Source organism: Streptomyces sp. NPDC025618, assembly GCF_055558795.1.
Genome location: NZ_JBVHLW010000023.1, coordinates 38,071 through 55,531, shown reverse-complemented (window position 1 = coordinate 55,531; position 17,461 = coordinate 38,071). Strand labels below are relative to the sequence as shown.

The following is a 17,461-nucleotide window of genomic DNA, read 5'->3' as shown; positions in this document are numbered from 1 at the left end:
CGGGGCCCGGGGCAGAGCCCCGAGTCGGGGGCCTGGGGGTACCCCCCAGTTTCGGGAAGGGGCGGGGCTGGGGAAAAAACCCGGCACTCAACAAGAGCTCCCAGAGACGTCATCGGAAAACGGAGCGAAAACCCAAGCCCGCAGCAGCAGGAACCGAAGCGCCGTAGCCGCCAGATTCGCCGTGATCAGCACAGCCACCTCCGTACCGTGCGAAGGCGAACCACTCGCCAGAGAAAGCGCCGCCAGCGACCCACTGGTCAGCGCCAGTCCGATCGCGAAGACCACAAGCCCCTGCGCCTGATGCCGGAAAGCCCGGTCACGACCACGCACGCCGAACGTGAGCCGCCGATTGGCGGCCGTATTGGCGACAGCGGAGAGCAGCAGCGCCAGAGCGTTCGCGCCCTGCGCCCCCATGCCCGTCCGGAAGAGCGAGTACAGCGCCAGATAGAGACAGGTGCTCACCGCCCCGACGAGGCAGAAGCCGACCGCCTGCCGGGCCAGCCCGCGCGGCACGCCCGGCACGGCGCGGTCGCGCGGGTCGTCGCCGAAGGGGCGGCGCAGCCGGTCGAGCGGCAGCGTGCCGGTGGCCAGCGCGCGGCCGATCCGCCAGACGCCGCGCAGGTCGTCGGCGGCGGTGCGGACGATGTGCACGGAGCTGTCGGGGTCGTCGATCCAGTCGACGGGCACCTCGTGGATCCGCAGGCCCGCCCGCTCGGCGAGCACGAGCAGTTCCGTGTCGAAGAACCAGCCGGTGTCCTCGACCAGCGGCAGCAGCCGGTCGGCGACGTCCTTGCGGATCGCCTTGAAGCCGCACTGCGCGTCGGAGAAGCGGGCGGCCAGCCCAGTCCGCAGGATGAGGTTGTAGGCCCGGGAGACGAACTCCCGCTTCGTTCCCCGCACCACCCGCGAACCGCCCGTCAGCCGCGACCCGATGGCGAGGTCGGAGTGGCCGGAGATCAGCGGGGCCACGAGCGGGAGCAGGGCCTTGAGGTCGGTGGACAGGTCGACGTCCATATAGGCGAGCACCGGTGCCTCCGACATCGTCCACACCGTGCGCAGCGCCCGCCCGCGCCCCTTCTGCTCCAGCCGGACGGCGGTGACCTCCTCGATGGTGTCGTCGAGGAAGGCGGACACCTCGGGCGTGCGGTCGGTGCTGGCGTTGTCGGCGACGGTGATCCGGAAGCCGTACGGGAAGGTCTCCGTGAGGTGCGCGTGGAGGCGGCGTACGCAGCCCTCCAGGTCGTCCTCTTCGTTGTGGACGGGGATCACGACGTCGAGCACCGTCGCGGCCCGTTCCGCGGACAGCGGGGCACGCGCCGGCAGGGCCGCGCCGGGAGGTGGCTGGGTCATGCGCCGACCCTTCCGGCCGCCGCTGTCCCGCCCGTGTGGTCAGCCTGTGACCGGGCTGTGAATGGCCCTGGCCTGCCGGGGCAGTTCGACGGTGAAGACCGTACGGCCGGGCGCGCTGTCCACGCTCACCCGCCCGCCGTGCGCGGCGACGACGGCGCGCACGATCGCGAGCCCGAGGCCCGTGCCCCCGCCCGCGCGGGACCGCGAGGCGTCGCCGCGCGCGAACCGTTCGAAGACGTGCGGGAGCAGCTCCGCGGGGATGCCGGGCCCGTCGTCCTCGATCTCCAGCACGGCGTACGGGCCGGCCTCGCGCACCCGGGCGGTGACGGTGGTGCCCTTCGGCGTGTGCGTACGGGCGTTGGCCAGAAGGTTGACCAGCACCTGGTGCAGGCGCGCGGGGTCGCCGCGGATCTCGGCGGGTTCGGCGGGCAGGTCCAGGCGCCACCTGTGGCCGGGCCCGGCGGCCCGGGCGTCGCTCACGGCGTCGACGGCGAGCGGCGAGAGGTCGAGCGCGTCGTGGGCCAGCGGGCGCCCGGCGTCGAGGCGCGCGAGCAGCAGCAGGTCCTCGACCAGCCCGGTCATCCGGTGCGCCTCGGACTCGATGCGGCCCAGCGCGTGCCTGGTCGCGGGCCCGGCCTCCTCGCCGCCCCGGCGGGTGAGCTCGGCGTAGCCGCGGATGGAGGCGAGCGGCGTACGGAGCTCGTGGCTGGCGTCGGCGACGAACTGCCGTACGCGCGTCTCGCTCTCCTGCCGCGCGGCCAGTGCCGAACCGACGTGTCCGAGCATCCTGTTGAGCGCCGCGCCGACCTGCCCGACCTCCGTGCGCGGATCCGCCTCGGCGTCCGGCACGCGCTCGTGCAGCGCCACCTCACCGCTGTGCAGGGGCAGTTCGGAGACGCGGGTTGCGGTGGCGGCCACGCGGCGCAGCGGCCGCAGGGCGATCCCGACGTTGGCGGCCCCGGCGATGCCCGCCGCGACGAGCCCGGCGGCGGTGACGCAGACCTCCACCAGGATGAGCGTGTCGAGCGTGTCCTGGGCGACGGCGGTGGGGATGCCGACGAGATACGACATCTCTCCGTCCCCCGACACCACCGACAGCGCCCGGAAGTCCCCCCGCCCCGGCAGCTCCACGTCATGCGGCCGTCCGTCCCGCCGGAGCCGCCCGAGCGCGGCGCGCTGCTCGTCGGTGAGCGGGTCGAGTACGGGCCGGGGGAACCCGGCGGCACTGACGGCGGCGTCCCGCATGGCGCCCCCGTCGGTGACGGCCCCCACGGTTCCGATCGGCTGCCCGCCGCCTCGCAGGAACTCGAGCGGCTCGTCCTCACGCGACCCGAACCGGTGCCCCCCGGGCGGCCCGGCCGCCCTCCGGGCCACTTCCTTGAGCTGGGTGTCGAGCTGCCCGTAGAGATAGCTGCGCAGCACGATGGTGGTGACGGTGCCGATGACTGCGCAGACGACGGCGACGAGGACGACGGTGGACACGACGAGACGCGCGCGCAGCGACCGGACGCGCCGGGGTTTGCCGGCCACGCGCCCCGGACCCCCGGCTGCCCCGCCGTTGCCGCCTGCGGCGGACTCATCAGCCATATCCAGCCCGTCCGGCGATTGAGGACAACGCGCGAAGCGTGTTGCAGGGGGTCTGGGGGCCCTCCCCCGGTTTCGGGAAGGGGCGGGGCTGGGGAAAAAGCCCGCCGCAGGCGCCCACCCTCACGCCGCAGCGGCCGGCTTGATCAGATACCCCACCCCACGCCGAGTGTGAATCATCGGCAAGCGACCGGCGTCGATCTTCCGCCGCAGATACGAGATGTAGAGCTCCACCACATTCGCCTGCCCCCCGAAGTCATAGGACCACACCCGGTCCAGGATCTGCGGCTTGCTGAGCACCCGCCGAGGATTCCGCATCAGGAACCGCAGCAGCTCGAACTCGGTCGCCGTCAGATGGATCTCCGTGCCGCCCCGCGACACCTCATGGCTGTCCTCGTCCAGCACGAGGTCGCCGACGGTGAGGACGGAGTCCGCGCGCGGCGCCACCGTACGGGCGCGCCGCAGCAGCCCGCGCAGCCGGGCGACGACCTCCTCCAGGCTGAACGGCTTGGTGACGTAGTCGTCGCCACCGGCGGTGAGACCGGCGATGCGGTCCTCGACGGAGTCCTTGGCGGTGAGGAACAGGACGGGGACGTCGGGGTGTTCGCCCCGCAGGCGGCTGAGGACGGTCAGCCCGTCCATGTCGGGCAGCATCACGTCCAGCACGACGGCGTCGGGCCGGAAGTCACGCGCGGCCCGCAGGGCGGCCGTGCCGTCGGCGGCGGTCCGCACCTCCCAGCCTTCGTAGCGCAGGGCCAGGCACAGCAGTTCGGCCAGCGGTGCCTCGTCGTCGACGACCAGCACCCGTACGGCACTTCCGTCGTCGTGCAGCAGTTCCGTTCGCGCGGCAGGCGAGATCGAGGTCATACGGGGGATCCTGGGCGAGCAGGCTGAGAGGTGCCTTTCGGCTTCCTGTGATTCGTCTGAGAATCCGTGGCCCTCCTTCCGTACGGTGGGGCCCATGACGAAACCACGGCTCGGCAGGATCGGCGTCTGGAGCAACGAGCTACGGCTGGACGATCCGGCCAGAGGGGATGAAATCGGCGCGGCGGCGGCGGAGTTGGAGGAGCTCGGCTACGGCACACTGTGGGCCGGCGGCAGCCCGGCCGTCTCGCAGGCGGAGCACTTGCTGGCGGCGACCCGCCGCGTGCGCGTGGGGACCAGCATCCTCAGCATCTGGCAGCACCCGGCCGCGCGGGTCGCCGCCGCGTACGCGAGGCTCGCGCCGGCCGCGCGGGAGCGGTTCGTCCTGGGCCTGGGCGTCAGCCACCGGCACATGGTCGAGGGGTACGCGCGCCCGTACTCCGCGATGAAGGCGTATCTGGACGAGCTCGACGCCACCCCGGACGGGCCGCACGCGGACCGGCGGACGCTGGCCGCGCTCGGCCCCCGCATGCTGAGGCTGGCCCGGGACCGGGCGGCGGGCGCCGTGCCGTATCTGGTCACGGCCGAGCACACCGCGCGGGCGCGCGAGGCGCTCGGCACGGGCCCGCTGCTCGCCCCGGAGCTGAAGGTCGTCCTCGACGACGACCTGGCGAGCGCCCGCCGCTCGGCCCGCGACTATCTCGCCTTCTATCTCCCGATGCCCAACTACACGAACAATCTGCTGCGCCTCGGCTTCACGGAGCGGGACTTCGAGGGCGACGGCAGCGACCGCCTCCTCGACGCGGTCTTCGCCCTCGGCGACGCCTCGGCGATCCGGACCCGCGTGGACGCCTTCCTGAAGGCGGGCGCGGACCACGTGGCGATCCAGGTCGTCCTGGCCCCGGCCCGCCGCAAGGCGGGCGAGCTCCCGGTCGCGGAATGGCGCACACTCGCGGAGACACTGCCCCTGGCAGACTGACCGCAGGCGACCCGGCAGGCGGGAACGCGCACGCGCCTCAGCCAAATCCCGCCCGTCCGGCGCTTGAGGACACCGCCGCGCAGCGGTGGTGCGGACGACACAACCCGCAGCCGACCACAAGATCCCGCCAAAAGCGCCGCAGGCCCGGCACTCCGAAGAGTGCCGGGCCTGCGGTCTTAGTAGCGGGGACAGGATTTGAACCTGCGACCTCTGGGTTATGAGCCCAGCGAGCTACCGAGCTGCTCCACCCCGCGACGGACGAAAGAACGATTTCAGCAAATGTGAGATCGGTCTCTCGGCTGTGCGCTCGGCAGGATTCGAACCTGCAACCTCTTGATCCGTAGTCAAGTGCTCTATCCGTTAAGCTACGAGCGCTCGGCTTCCCGGCGGTTTTTCTTGCCGGTCGGCGTTGCGTGGACAACATTACATGAACTGCGCCGTGACGCGAAATCCATTAGCCACTTGCCGCCTGACCTGCGAAAACACCCCTCAGACAAGATCGCCGAGGGCCCTCTCGTCCGGAACCGCCGCCCGTGAACGCAGAAGCCCCGGCCGTCTCGGAAGACGACCGGGGCCACACACAAGCGGAGGCGGAGGGATTTGAACCCTCGATGGGATTTAAGTCCCAAACCGCATTAGCAGTGCGGCGCCATAGACCGGACTAGGCGACGCCTCCACGCTCACCCGCGCATGCGCGGGTGGTGCTTGCAGATGATGACACAGCCTCGCGGTCGGCCACCAATCGCTCCCTACGGTACCGGGCTTTCACCGGCTGGGGCAAAGATGTTTCCCGGTGCGCAACGCGTTGCGTCCTCAGGCGTTAGAGGGGTGAAGGGTCCCGTTCGGGCCCCTCCGGCCCACCGGCCGCGCTTCCGGCGCCTACGCCCGCCCGGTCGTCCGGCGGCCGCACCCCCGTCGCCCCTGGAGTTCCGCATGCTGCTCCGCAGAGTCGCCCTCACCGCCGTGGCCCTGGTCCCGGCCCTGCTCGCCGCCCCCGCGGTCTCGGCCGCGCCCCTCCCCCTGCCGCAGCCGGAGAACGGCGGCGATCACCTCACGGTGTCCGTCAGCGACGCCGGCCGGCTCAACGGGCGCTACGAGCTCTACTGCCACCCCGACGGCGGCACGCACCACCGCCCCAAGGAGGCGTGCGCCCAGCTCGACAAGCAGGCGCGCTGGGGCAAGGACCTCTTCGCACCCGTGGCCAAGACCCAGATGTGCACGGACATCTACGGCGGGCCGCAGCGGGCCCATATCTCCGGGCGCTGGGCGGGCAAGCCGGTCGACGCCGACTTCAGCCGGACGAACGGGTGCGAAATGGAGCGGTGGAACAAGTTCTCCGAGCTCCTCGGCAACCCGGAAGTCTCCGACGAGGACTGACACAAGAGGCATGTCCGGCCTGCGGCGGGACGCCCCGCAACGGCCCGGGGAAGGCCGGAGGGCGGCCGGTCCGCACGCCCCGCCGCACGCGTCATCCGCCGTCGCGCCCGCCTCCACAGCCCGTAGACTTCCCCCCAGTGACACGCCTGGAGGGCGCCGGAGAAGGCGCTGCCCGTCCGGCGAAGTCTGCAAGGTTGCGGTATCCAGGGAGGAAGCGTCGTCGTGAGCAGCAGGCCATCCCGAGGCGCTGCTCGCCTCGCAGCCATACTCGACGCCCTGCCCGACGCCCTGTTGCTCGTCAACTGCAACGGCACGGTCGTCAACGCCAACCACATAGCGCTGGAGACCTTCGAGGTCCCCGGCACCGGTCTCGTGGGGCGCGGACTGCTCTCCCTGCTGCCGGACTTCGACTCGCGGCGCATCCCCGGCTCGATGCGGCTGCCCGACAGCGACGACGGCCGCACCAAGCCGACGCGGATGGTCGCGCGGCGCACGGACGGTTCGCAGTTCCCCGTCGAGGTGACCAGCGCCAATCTCGAGGACGGCCGCACGCCGTACGCCGACCACTCCTCCTACACCGGTGACGAGCTGCTGATGCTCGTCGTCCGCGACCTCACGGGCACGCTCGACACCGAGGCCGAACTCGCCCGCCAGCAGCGCCAGACGGAGATGATCCTGCGCGCGGCGGCCGAGGGCGTCGTCGGTGTGGACACCGAGGGCAAGGTCGTCCTGGTCAATCCCTCCGCCGCGCAGATCCTCGGCTACCGCGCCAGCGACCTCGGCGGCCAGGAGCTGCATCCGCTCGTCCATCACTCCCGCGGGGACGGCACGCCCTTCCCCTACGAGGAGTCCCCGATCGCCGACACCCTGCGCTCCGGGCGCAAGCACCGGGTGCGCGGGCAGGTGCTGTGGGCGAAGGACGGGCGCGCGGTGCCCGTCGACCTGACGACCGCGCCCGTGCGCGACGGTGACCAGCTCGTCGGCGCGGTGATGACCTTCACCGACCGCCGCCCGTACGACGCGCTGGCCGCCCGCCACGCCCAGCTGCTCGCCGTCCTGGACTCCTCGCTGCGGGGCCCGCTGGAACAACTGCGCGGCGAGCTCGGCACGCTGGCCGACGACCCGGCCGGACAGCTGTGGCCGGAGGCGAATCAGATCCTCCATCACCTTTCGGCCGGATACGCCCGGATGTCGACTCTTGTCGACAATGTCCTGGCTTATCAGCGGCTGGACGCGGGCGAGACCAAGCTGGCCAGGAAGACCGTCCCGCTGGACGAGGTCGTGGCGGCCGGTGTCGAGGGCGCGGTCGAGCTGATCGGTCCCGGCCGCGCGCAGTTCGCGGTGCACGCGCCCGCGATCGAGGCGGAGATCGACGCGGAGCGGTTCGCCCAGGCGCTCGCGCACCTGATCGCGGACGTGGCCGGCGTCGACGCCACGGGGAACGCGGCGGTCCCTCCCCGGTCCTCCGGGGATTCGACGATCGTCGTGGCGGCGGCACAGCGCGGGGAGGTCGTGCGCATCGAGGTGCGCGGCCCCTTCGCGGGGGGCGACCCGGTGCACGGGCCGATCGTGCGGGGCATCGTCCGGGCCCACGGCGGTGTGCTCCAGACCCACGACATGCCGGGTGCGGGCGGCAACGCCTACGTCCTGGAGGTGCCGGTCTCGGCCGCGAACGGCCCGGTGACCGGCACTCCCGAGCGGCCCGTCACGGACGCGATGAACGCCACGACCGTCATGCCGGTGCCCGCGCAGCGGGCCCGGGGCACGGCCGCGCCGGAGCGGCCCGACGAGGCACCCGAGCAGCCCCAGCCGACGGGGCGCCGCCGGGCGCGGCCGCGCGCGGACGAGGAGGCGTCGACGGACGGCGCCGGGCTCGTCCCCCAGCAGGGCGCGCCCGCGCCGACCGGGCGGCGCGCGCGGCGGGACCAGCGGCCCGCGGAGGCCGAGGCGCCGCGCACGGCGTTCGCCCTGCCGCCCGCCGAGGCGGACCGCGCGCCCGAGCCGACGGGCCGCCGCGCCCGCCGCACGGCCACACAGACCCCTGAGCGTCCGATCCCGGGCCAGGCCGCCGCGGAACCGGACGCCCCGCGCACGGCGTTCGCGCTTCCGGCCGGCCCGTCGGCGCCGGAGAAGAAGGACGCGCCGGCGGACCCGGCCGCGACCCCGCAGCAGGGGCAGCCGGGCCCCTTCCCGGCACAGGGCGGCACGCCCGCGGCCGCGCAGGGCGGCGCGCCCTCCGCGCATCAGGGGCAGCCCGCACGGCCGGGGCCCTTCCCGGCACAGGGCGGCACGCCCGCGGCCGCGCCGGACAGCGCGCCCTCCGCGCCCGGCGGTCCGGGCGCCCCGCACCAGGGTCAGGCGGCCCTCCCGCCGCATGAGGCCGCGGGTGGCGCGAGCTCCTCGCCCGGCGGCGACGCGAACCCGGCCCGGCCGGGCGACGGCGCGGCACCGTACGCCCCCGCGGGCGGCACCGCCGCGTTCCTCGGCGACCCGGGCCACGGCCCCACGCCAGGCGGCTCCGCACCCGACGGCAACCCGGCCCCGCCCGGCGGCTGGCCCGCACCGGGCGACGCGCCGTCGGCAGGCACCCCGCAGCAGACCGGCGGCGCGAGCCGACCGGGCTCCGCGCCCGCAGCCACCCCGGCCCGGCCCGGCGAGAACCCGACCTCCGGCACGCCCGGCACCTGGCCCGCACCGGGCAACGCGCCGTCGGCGGGCGCTCCGGGACATCCCGCCGCCCCGGGCGCCCCCCAGCAGGGCGGCGGCACCGCCGCCTTCCTCGGCGACCCCGACCACGGCTCGACGCCGGGCGGCGCGCGCGGACCCGCCTCCGCGCCCGAAGCCAACGCGTCCCCGGCAGGCGCCCCGGCCCAGCCGGGCGAGAACCCGAACCCTGGCCCGCCCGGCACCTGGCCCGCACCGGGCAACGCACCGTCGGCAGGCGCCCCGCAGCAGACCGGCGGCACGAGCTCCGCCCCCGGCGGCACCGCCGCCTTCCTCACCGGCCCCGACCAGGGATCCGGCGCGGACCGGCGCCAGGCGGCCGACGACGCGGGCACCCAGCAGAACCACCCCACGCGGGGCACCGCTCCCGCGCAGGGCATGCCGGGCACCTGGCCCGCACCGGGCAACGCACCGTCGGCGGGCACCCCGCAGCAGACCGGCGGCACAGGCTCCGCCCCCGGCGGCCACGCAAACCCGGCAACCACCCCGCCCGGCGGCTGGCCCGCACCGGGCAACGCACCGTCGGCGGGCACCCCCCAGCAGACCGGCGGCACGAGCTCCGCCCCCGGCGGCCCCGCAGCCACCCCGCCCGGCGGCTGGCCCGCACCGGGCGACGCGGCGGCCAACCCGAACACCGGCGGCACCGCCGCCTTCCTCACCGACGGCGCGAGCGGCGCGGCCGCCGACGCCCCGCAGAACCACGCCGCGCGCAGCGCGACGCGCACCCAGGTCCGGCCGGGCGAAAGCCCCGAGCCCGGCACCTGGCCCGCGCCCGGCGACGGCGCGGCGCCGTACGACAACGCGGGCGGTACGGCCGCGTTCCTCGGCGACCCGAACCACGGCCCCACGCCAGGCGGCTCCGCACCCGACGGCACTCCCCGGAACCACCCCGCGCCGAGCGCGACACGCACCCAGGTCCGGCCGGACGCAAGCCCCGCCCCCGGCACCTGGCCCGCACCCAGCGACGCCGACCCTGCCCAAGGGCCCGCGGCGGACGGCGGGCAGCGCCCCGGCGCTGGCTCCGCGCCCGGCGGCAACGCCCCCGTCCCGCACGGCGGCTGGCCCGCGCAGGGCGGTGCGACCGCCGACGCGAGCGCCCCGCAGAACACCGCGGGCTGGCCCGCACCCGGCGACGACACGGCGCCCTACGACGCCGCGGGTCACCCGAACACCGGTGGCACCGGCGCGTTCCTCGCCGCCCCCGGCCAGGGGCCCGCCGCAGGCGAAGCCGCCCGGCCCCAGGCGCCCGACGACGCCGGCACCCAGCGGAACCACCCCACCCGGGGCACCGCACGACCGGGCGGAAGCCCTGCCCCCGCGCAGGGCGGCGGCCCGGCGCCGCACGGCGCCGCCGCGGTCCCCGGCGACGACCAGGGTCCCGGCGCGAGCCCCGGGACGGCCGCGGCGCCCGACGGCACGGACCACCCGCAGCCCCACCCCGCGCCGCCCGCCGCAGGCGCCCCGCAGGCCCCCGCGCCGAGCGCCGGGGGCGAGGCCGCCGCGCCCGGAGGCGCGGACAGCCCTCAGAACACCGCGCGAAGCACGGCACCGCACCCCGAAGCCGACGCCGACCCCACGCCTCCCACCGGTCGCCGCCGCGCCCGGAGGGCCCTCGCCGAGGAGCCCGGCGCGGCCGATGCCGCACGTCCCATCAGCGTCCGCATGCTCGGGCAGGGCCCCGCATCCGGTGAGACGCCCCCCGGCGGCACGCCCGTCGGCTCCGGCAGGCGCCGCAAGCTCGGCAACCCCTCCGAGGAGGAGCGCCAGACGCCCACCCCCTCGGCCGCCGCCCCCCGCCCGCAGACCCCCGGCAACCCCCAGGGCCGCGCCTTCGCCATAGGAGCCCCGGACGACGGTTCGGAGGGCCCCGAGCCGCTCGACGGCCCGAACAGCGCCGTCGAGGTCGTCAACACCCCCCGCCCGCCGATGGACGACGAGCTCCCCCCGGAGCCCCTCGACAACCCCCGCCGGCTGCTCGTCTGGCCCGCCCCCGACGACTCCACCCGCACCGCCCTCACCGAGCGCGGCTACCGCCCCGTGATCGTCCACTCCCGCGAGGAGGTCGACGCGCAGATCGCCGCCTACCCGGCCGCCCTCTTCGTCGACCCCCTGACCGGCCCGATCACCCGCACCGCCCTCCAGTCCCTGCGCGAGGCCGCCGTCGCCGCCGAGGTCCCGGTGCTGGTCACGGCCGGTCTGGGCCAGGCCGCGAAGGAAGCGGCGTACGGCGCCGACCCCGCCGTACTCCTCAAAGCCCTCGCCCCCCGCGACAGCGAGATGCACCCCTCCCGCGTCCTCCTCATCGAGGAGCACGAGGCCATCGCCGACGCCCTGACCGCCACCCTGGAGCGACGCGGCATGCAGGTCGCCCGCGCGACCGGCGACGCCGACGCGGTCACCCTCGCCGCCGAACTCCGCCCCAACCTCGTCGTCATGGACCTCATGCAGGTCCGCCGCCGCCGCGCCGGCATCGTCGACTGGCTGCGCGGCCACGGCCTCCTCAGCCGTACGCCGCTCGTCGTCTACACCTCCCCCAGCACCGACCCCACCCAACTCGCCCTGCTGGCGGCCGGGGAGACGGTCCTCTTCCTCGCCGAACGCTCCACCAGCGCGGAGGTCCAGGGCCGGATCGTCGATCTCCTCTCGAAGTTGGGCTGAACACCTCGCGCACCCGTGCGGGCGAATTTTTTCTTGTACAGGGCCTCCGAAGCTCTGGCCAGGTCTAGCCTGCGCGGTGACCATAAGGGTGCGTAGCGTGAGGTGAGCCCCAATGCTGATGCGTGGCATTGCCAACCCGCCCGTGTCGTGGCGGTACTGCGGCGACCAACTCAAGTCATGGCGAACGATCGCGGGCGTCAGCCGCGAGGACTTGGCCAAGGAGTCCAACTACGGCGTGGAAACCGTCAAGTCGATGGAACAGGGCCGCCGCAAACCGACGCGACGCCTCCTGGAGGTCGCGGACCAGATGTGCGGGGCGCAGGGTCTGTTGCTGGCGGCTTGCCCGTATCTTCAGCCAGAGCCGGTGCAAGTGCATGCGCCGGAGTTCATGGCTACGGAGCAGCAGGCCGTCGCCATGCACACCTTCGAGCTTGTCCTCATCCCGGGGTTGCTGCAGACCGAGGAATACGCGAGGACGCTCATCCAGTCGCATATCCCTCCCCGCACGGAGGAGCAGGTCGCGTCGGGCGTCGCGTATCGCATGACTCGGCAGAAACGACTCGACGAGCCGACCGTGCTGTTCAACTTCGTCATCTACGAAGCGGCCTTGCGCACGATGCTGGGCGGCCCTGAGGTGATGAAGAAGCAGCTCCGACACCTGCTGGCGGTAGGTGAACAGCGCAACGTGTTCATCCAGATCCTGCCCATGGGACCGGGGTACTTCCCCGGCATGTCCGGCCCGTTCGTGCTGCTTGAGACCTCGGAACAGGAGCAGTTCGTCTACACCGAATGCCAGCGAACTGCACAGCTGAACGGTGACGGCGAAGCAGTGAGCGAGATGACGAGTCGCTTCGCGATGCTTCGCATGCAGGCTCTCAACGAGGAAGACTCCAGGCAGTTCATCGGCAATCTGATGGAGGAACTTTGAGCAACCAGCTGATCTGGTTCAAGTCCAGCCACAGCGATGACCACGGGGGCGGTAATTGCGTCGAAATCGCCTACTCCTGGCGGAAGTCGAGCTACAGCGACAACGAGACCGGTAACTGCGTCGAAGTCGCCCACCCCTGGTTCAAGTCCAGCTACAGCAACCAGGACCAAGGAGGTAACTGCATCGAAATCGCGAGCCACGCCCATACCATCCACGTCAGAGACTCGAAGCTCACCCACAGCCCCCAACTCTCCATACCCACCCACTCCTGGGCGGATTTCATAACCTACGCGTCGGCCGACGCTTGAGCTTCGGGGGACGGGGGTCGAGACCCGAGCGACTTACCCAAGGAACGGGTGGCAGGCTCAACCCACCCACCCTCCCAACTCCCGCGTACCACAACTCGTATGACTTTAGGTAGCCGAGTGGCGACGGTGTGCGCAGGGTGTGTAGCGTGCGCAGCAACAAGCAACCCCCGCCGGTGCTACCAACACCGAACGGGGGTCTGACCACCAGAGATCACGCAAGGATCCCCGTGGCTGTCGCCAACTTTAGTCCTCTCATGGCCCCTGCGGGCTACGGCAAGCGCTCCGCTCCCGCCCAGAAGCCCCGCCGCAAGGGCGACTTCTCGCACCTCCCCGCCCGCGAGGCGGCGATCGCGACGTACATCGACCGCCTCCCCGACGGCGCGGCGATCGATGTGAAGACGCTCGCGAAGGAGCTGGCGGCCTACGGCCAGCAGGCCGTACGCACCGCGCTCAACGCCCTGACCAGGGCAGGCCACCTCTTCCGCAGACGCGAGACCGTCGGGGACGGCCGTACGCAGTGGGTGTTCCGTACGTACTTCTCGCGGACCGCGCGCGACGAGTCGTGGTGGCGCCGCTTCCTGCGGGGCGACGTCCCGGCGGAGGCGGAACCCACCCCTACGGAGGAGGCGCCGCCGCCCGCGTACAGGATCCTGGCGGACGTGGGCGGCACGGACCCCCGCATGGCCCTCTCGGCGACGGAATGCGCCCAGCTGACGCCCTTGGCCGAAGAATGGCTGGCCAGAGGGGCGACCGAGGCCGAACTCGTACGGGCCCTGACGACGGGCCTCCCCCCGGAGGTCCACTCCCCGGGCGCGCTGGCCCGCACCCGCCTGAAGTCGAAACTCCCCCCGCGACGCGTCCAGGCGCCGCCACCACCCGCCCACCTCACGGAATGCGAGGGCTGCGGCGCCCCGGCCCGCGCCCTCCCGGGCGGCCGCTGCCGCGCTTGCCGCGCCGACGGCCCGAACGAAGGCTGGCTGGCGGAGTCCTTCGACGAGAACTTCCACCGCCAGGTGGAAGCGGTCCGAGCGGGCATCGGCAAGTTCATCCCCCGCCGCGGCTAGGGCGCGGGGAACCGCGCGCCCGGCCACCGACGGACCGCGGCTGGACTTCCGCAGTTCCCGAGGGGAGCTCAGCCCGGGAACCCCGGCACCACCAACCCCGACTCATACGCAATGACAACCGCATGCGTCCGGTTCTGCGCACCAAGCTTCGTCAGTACGTTCCCGACGTGCGTCTTCACCGTCTCCAGGCTCACCGTGAGGGACCTCGCGATCTCCGGGTTGGACAGGCCCGTGGCCATCGACCGCAGAACCTCCTCCTCGCGGTCCGTCAGGGCGGCCCTCGGCAGCGCCTCGGCGGAGTCCAGCGGGCGGGCCGCGACCATGCGGCGCAGGGCCGCCGGGAAGAGGATCGCCTCGCCTGCGGCCACCACCCGCACCGCCTCCGCGATCTGCGGGACCGGGCGCCGCTTGAGCACGAACCCGCTGGCCCCCGCGCTGAGCGCGGCCGTGACGTAGCCGTCGTTCTCGAAGGTGGTGATCACCACGACCCTGGGCGGATCGGTCAACCCCTCTGACGTGGCGAGGAGTTGCCGGGTGGCCTCGATCCCGTCGCGCCGTGGCATCCGTACGTCCATCAGGACCACGTCCGGCCGCAGCCGCCGCGCCTGCTCGACCACCTCGACGCCGTCGGCGGCCTCCCCGACCACCGTGATCCCCGGCTGGGCCCCGAGCAGCAGGCACAGGCCGCTGCGGGTCACGGCGTCGTCGTCCGCGATCAGGAGGGTGACGTCTCCCGGGAAGCTGACGTCTCCCTTCCCGCCGGGGCCGGTCATGGCGGCTTCGCCCGTGGTGGCACCCGTCATGCCGACGTCCGTACCGGCAGCCGGACCGCCAGTCGCCAGTGCCGGCCGTCCGGGCCGGACTCGATCTCGCCGTGCAGCAGCCGTACGCGCTCGGTCAGGCCGGGCAGCCCGTGCCCGGACGTCGGGAAGCCGCCCGTGGCCGGGCCCGTCCGGTTGACCACGCCGAGCTCCAGGACGTCCTGTGCGACAGCCACCCGGACCTCGATCGGGCCGCCCGCCCCGTGCCGCAGGGCATTCGTCAGGCCCTCCTGCACGATCCGGTACGCCGCCCGCGAGAGCGTGCCCCGCACCTGGGCCAGGTCGCCCGACAGCTCCGGCTCCACCACCGCGCCCGCGTGCCGCAGCCGGTCGAGCAGTCCGGGGAGGTCGGCCAGGGTGCGGGTCGGAGCCGCCTCCGCCTTCTCCTCGCGCAGCACACCCAGAACGTAGTCCAGGTCCTCGAGCGCGGCCCGGGCCGACTCCTCGATGCTGCGCAGCGCGCCGCGGGCCGCCACCGGGTCGGCGGCGAGCAGCTCGCCCGCCACCGCGGCCTGGATCGTGGTGGCCGTCAGCGTGTGTCCGATGGAGTCGTGCAACTCGTGGGCAAGCCGGTTGCGCTCGGCGAGCCGCAGCTCCCGCTCGGCCGCCAGGGCGAGCCGCTCGGCCGACGAGGGGCCGAGGAGACGGGGCGCCAGCCACCGCAGCGCGTACGTCACCGCCGCGCACACGGCCGCCGCGAGCAGCGCGCAGCCGAGCGCCATCGCCCAGCGCGACCAGCCGCCCTCCGCCCGCACCGTCCAGCCGAACAGACTCAGCCCCGCCTCGGCATCGAGCCAGCCCCCGGGGAGGGTGAGGGCGGCGATGAGGAGCAGTCCGCCGACCAGGGTCGCCGTCCAGCCCAGTGCCACGTGCAGCAGCAACCAGAGGGGAGTCCGCCAATGGCCGGCGTCGGGTGACCGTACGGATGCGGGATCCGGCAGCGGCACCCTCAGCAGCCGGCGGGCGGCCACGATCAGCGCCCGCCGCGTGGTGCGGGCGAGCCCGGCCGCGCCGATCAGCGCCGCCCAGACAAGGAGGCCCAGACCCATCAGCACGCCGTACGGAGCGGACCGCCACACCAGGCCCGGCAGCATCGCGAAGGGCAGCAGCGGAAGGCTCGCCAACGCGCCGCAAGAGGCGAACAGCACGCCCGTACAGGTGGAGCCGCGCAGCAGCGGCCGGATTCTCCTCAACATGGTCCGGTCAGTATGACCGGGCCGCTGACCTGCGACCTCCCCCGATCGGGGGAGCGGATTCTCCCGCCTTTCCGCGATGCGCGCCCGCGGTCCCGAAAGCCACGATCGAGCCCTGAGCAGCTGACGGGAGCACGGTCGATGAACACGCGAGAAGTACGACGAGAAGTACGGGAAGGAACAGTGGCCCGGGGGTTGGGAGCGCCGCCGGGCAGGAACGGTCTCGCGGTGACCGCCTTGATCCTCGGGGTCGTCGGCCTGGCGATCATGGTGTCCGTCCTGGTCGCCGTCCTCATGGTCTGGTACGCGAACCACACGCAGGCCTGCTATCGGCCCGACAGCTTCCACCAGTACACGCAGTGCGTCCGCGAGCACCTCACCGGAAGCAACTGAAGTACTGAAGTCCCTCTCATTCCACAGCCCCTTTCATTCCCCAGGAGTTGACGCATGCGCGAGCAGGCACGGCAGAGGTTCGGCCGAGACGGTGATCAGGGCCGGGGCCGGGCGGTGGCGCTGGCGGTCGCGGCCGCGCTGGCGGTCGGTGTCATGACGACGGGAGCCCCGCCCGCGGCGTCCGCCGCCCGGCCGGACTCCGTCCAGCAGGGCCTTGACGCGCTGGTGCGGTCCGACGGCCTGCCCGCCGCGCTGGCCGGAGTGAAGGACCGCGAGGGGCGCACCCGTAACTACACGGCCGGTGTCGCCGACGTGACGACCAGGGCGAAGGTGCCGGTGGACGGCCAGGTCCGCATCGGCAGCAACACGAAGACGTTCACGGCGGTGGTCGTGCTGCAACTGGTCGGGGAGGGGAAGGTCGGCCTCGATGCCCCGGTGGACACCTACCTCACCGGGCTCGTACGGGGCGACGGCATCGACGGGCGCCACATCACCGTCCGCCAGTTGCTCCAGCACACCAGCGGGCTGCCGGAGTACGGCGACTACCTCGACGACCATGCCCTTCAGCACCAGTACTACGACCCCCGCGACCTCCTCGACATCGCCCTCCAGCACAAGGCGCACTTCGCCCCGGGCGCGCGATGGGAGTACAGCAATACGAACTACCTGCTGGCGGGCCTGATCGTGCAGAAGGTCACGGGCCGGCCGCTCGCCGAGGAGATGGACCGGCGCGTCATCAAGCGCGTCGGGCTGCGGCGCACCTATTTCCCCACCCCAGGCGACAGGACCGTCCGCGAGCCGCACCCCAAGGGCTACTACCAGGACGAAGCAGGCGCCCCGCTCCGTGACTTCACGGACATCGACCCCTCCTGGGGCTGGGCGGCGGGCCAGTTGATCTCGACGAACTCCGACCTCAACCGGTTCTTCGGCGCGCTGCTCGGCGGCCGTCTGCTCCCGGCGGCCCAGCTGGCCCAGATGCGTACCACCGTCCCCGTCGGGGGCGGCGCGGGCTACGGCCTGGGCCTCATGAGCCGGCCGCTGTCGTGCGGGGGCGTGTACTGGGGTCACGGCGGCGACATCCCGGGTTACGAGACCCGGGGCGGGGTCACCGAAGACGGCCGCGCGGTCAGTGTGGCGGTGACCGAGATTCCGCCGGACGCGGAGGTCACGGGGCGGGTGGAGAAGGTCGTGGACGCGGCGCTGTGCGGCCGTTAGCAA

General features: G+C 73.4%; 13 protein-coding genes and 3 tRNA genes. 8 read left to right on the top strand and 8 right to left on the bottom strand.

The window, feature by feature from the left end:
* Window positions 1-87: 87 nt before the first annotated feature.
* The 3 genes from ACZ4A5_RS20010 to ACZ4A5_RS20000 all read right to left on the bottom strand — a co-directional run bounded on the left by ACZ4A5_RS20010 (window position 88) and on the right by ACZ4A5_RS20000 (window position 3,801).
* Window positions 88-1,350, bottom strand: a complete 1,263-nt coding sequence (locus ACZ4A5_RS20010; RefSeq protein WP_467585460.1) for a bifunctional glycosyltransferase family 2/GtrA family protein — start codon at window positions 1,348-1,350, stop codon at window positions 88-90.
* Window positions 1,351-1,389: 39 nt separating this feature from the next.
* A complete protein-coding gene (locus ACZ4A5_RS20005; protein WP_467585457.1) occupies window positions 1,390-2,937 on the bottom strand; it encodes a sensor histidine kinase in 1,548 nt (515 codons plus the stop codon).
* Between the two features lie 120 nt (window positions 2,938-3,057).
* A complete protein-coding gene (locus ACZ4A5_RS20000; RefSeq protein ID WP_467585454.1) occupies window positions 3,058-3,801 on the bottom strand; it encodes a response regulator transcription factor in 744 nt (247 codons plus the stop codon).
* 94 nt (window positions 3,802-3,895) lie between these two features.
* Here ACZ4A5_RS20000 and ACZ4A5_RS19995 point away from each other — a divergent pair, with 94 nt between their 5' ends.
* Window positions 3,896-4,777, top strand: coding sequence for a TIGR03620 family F420-dependent LLM class oxidoreductase (locus ACZ4A5_RS19995; protein WP_467585451.1), 882 nt, complete (start codon window positions 3,896-3,898; stop codon window positions 4,775-4,777).
* Window positions 4,778-4,957: 180 nt separating this feature from the next.
* Here the strand turns inward: ACZ4A5_RS19995 and ACZ4A5_RS19990 are convergent.
* The 3 genes from ACZ4A5_RS19990 to ACZ4A5_RS19980 all read right to left on the bottom strand — a co-directional run bounded on the left by ACZ4A5_RS19990 (window position 4,958) and on the right by ACZ4A5_RS19980 (window position 5,453).
* Window positions 4,958-5,031, bottom strand: a tRNA-Met gene (locus ACZ4A5_RS19990).
* 48 nt (window positions 5,032-5,079) lie between these two features.
* A tRNA-Arg gene (locus ACZ4A5_RS19985) sits at window positions 5,080-5,152 on the bottom strand.
* A 210-nt stretch (window positions 5,153-5,362) separates the two neighbouring features.
* Window positions 5,363-5,453 (bottom strand) — tRNA-Ser (locus ACZ4A5_RS19980).
* 257 nt (window positions 5,454-5,710) lie between these two features.
* On the opposite strand from ACZ4A5_RS19980, the gene ACZ4A5_RS19975 reads away from it, so the two are divergent.
* The 5 genes from ACZ4A5_RS19975 to ACZ4A5_RS19955 all read left to right on the top strand — a co-directional run bounded on the left by ACZ4A5_RS19975 (window position 5,711) and on the right by ACZ4A5_RS19955 (window position 13,836).
* Window positions 5,711-6,154: an SSI family serine proteinase inhibitor gene (locus ACZ4A5_RS19975; RefSeq protein WP_467585448.1), complete on the top strand. Its 444-nt coding sequence runs from the start codon at window positions 5,711-5,713 to the stop codon at window positions 6,152-6,154.
* Between the two features lie 222 nt (window positions 6,155-6,376).
* Complete coding sequence (locus ACZ4A5_RS19970) at window positions 6,377-11,536, top strand: PAS domain-containing protein (protein ID WP_467585445.1); 5,160 nt, start codon at window positions 6,377-6,379, stop codon at window positions 11,534-11,536.
* Window positions 11,537-11,648: 112 nt separating this feature from the next.
* Window positions 11,649-12,464 carry a helix-turn-helix domain-containing protein gene (locus tag ACZ4A5_RS19965; protein WP_467585442.1) on the top strand — a complete coding sequence of 272 codons (816 nt, stop codon included), beginning with the start codon at window positions 11,649-11,651 and terminating at the stop codon, window positions 12,462-12,464.
* Complete coding sequence (locus ACZ4A5_RS19960; RefSeq protein WP_467585439.1) at window positions 12,461-12,772, top strand: DUF397 domain-containing protein; 312 nt, start codon at window positions 12,461-12,463, stop codon at window positions 12,770-12,772. Before ACZ4A5_RS19965 ends, ACZ4A5_RS19960 begins: the two co-directional genes overlap by 4 nt.
* Before the next feature lie 254 nt (window positions 12,773-13,026).
* Entirely contained in the window at window positions 13,027-13,836 is an 810-nt protein-coding gene (locus ACZ4A5_RS19955) for a hypothetical protein (protein ID WP_467585436.1), read from the top strand.
* 68 nt (window positions 13,837-13,904) lie between these two features.
* Here ACZ4A5_RS19955 and ACZ4A5_RS19950 read toward each other — a convergent pair whose 3' ends face one another.
* Both ACZ4A5_RS19950 and ACZ4A5_RS19945 read right to left on the bottom strand, forming a co-directional pair.
* Window positions 13,905-14,609, bottom strand: coding sequence for a response regulator transcription factor (locus ACZ4A5_RS19950; protein ID WP_467585613.1), 705 nt, complete (start codon window positions 14,607-14,609; stop codon window positions 13,905-13,907).
* 26 nt (window positions 14,610-14,635) lie between these two features.
* Window positions 14,636-15,853, bottom strand: coding sequence for a sensor histidine kinase (locus tag ACZ4A5_RS19945; RefSeq protein ID WP_467585433.1), 1,218 nt, complete (start codon window positions 15,851-15,853; stop codon window positions 14,636-14,638).
* Window positions 15,854-16,078: 225 nt separating this feature from the next.
* Here ACZ4A5_RS19945 and ACZ4A5_RS19940 point away from each other — a divergent pair, with 225 nt between their 5' ends.
* Window positions 16,079-16,243, top strand: coding sequence for a hypothetical protein (locus ACZ4A5_RS19940; RefSeq protein WP_467585430.1), 165 nt, complete (start codon window positions 16,079-16,081; stop codon window positions 16,241-16,243).
* A gap of 54 nt (window positions 16,244-16,297) precedes the next feature.
* Window positions 16,298-17,458, top strand: a complete 1,161-nt coding sequence (locus ACZ4A5_RS19935) for a serine hydrolase domain-containing protein (protein WP_467585427.1) — start codon at window positions 16,298-16,300, stop codon at window positions 17,456-17,458.
* Window positions 17,459-17,461: the final 3 nt, after the last annotated feature.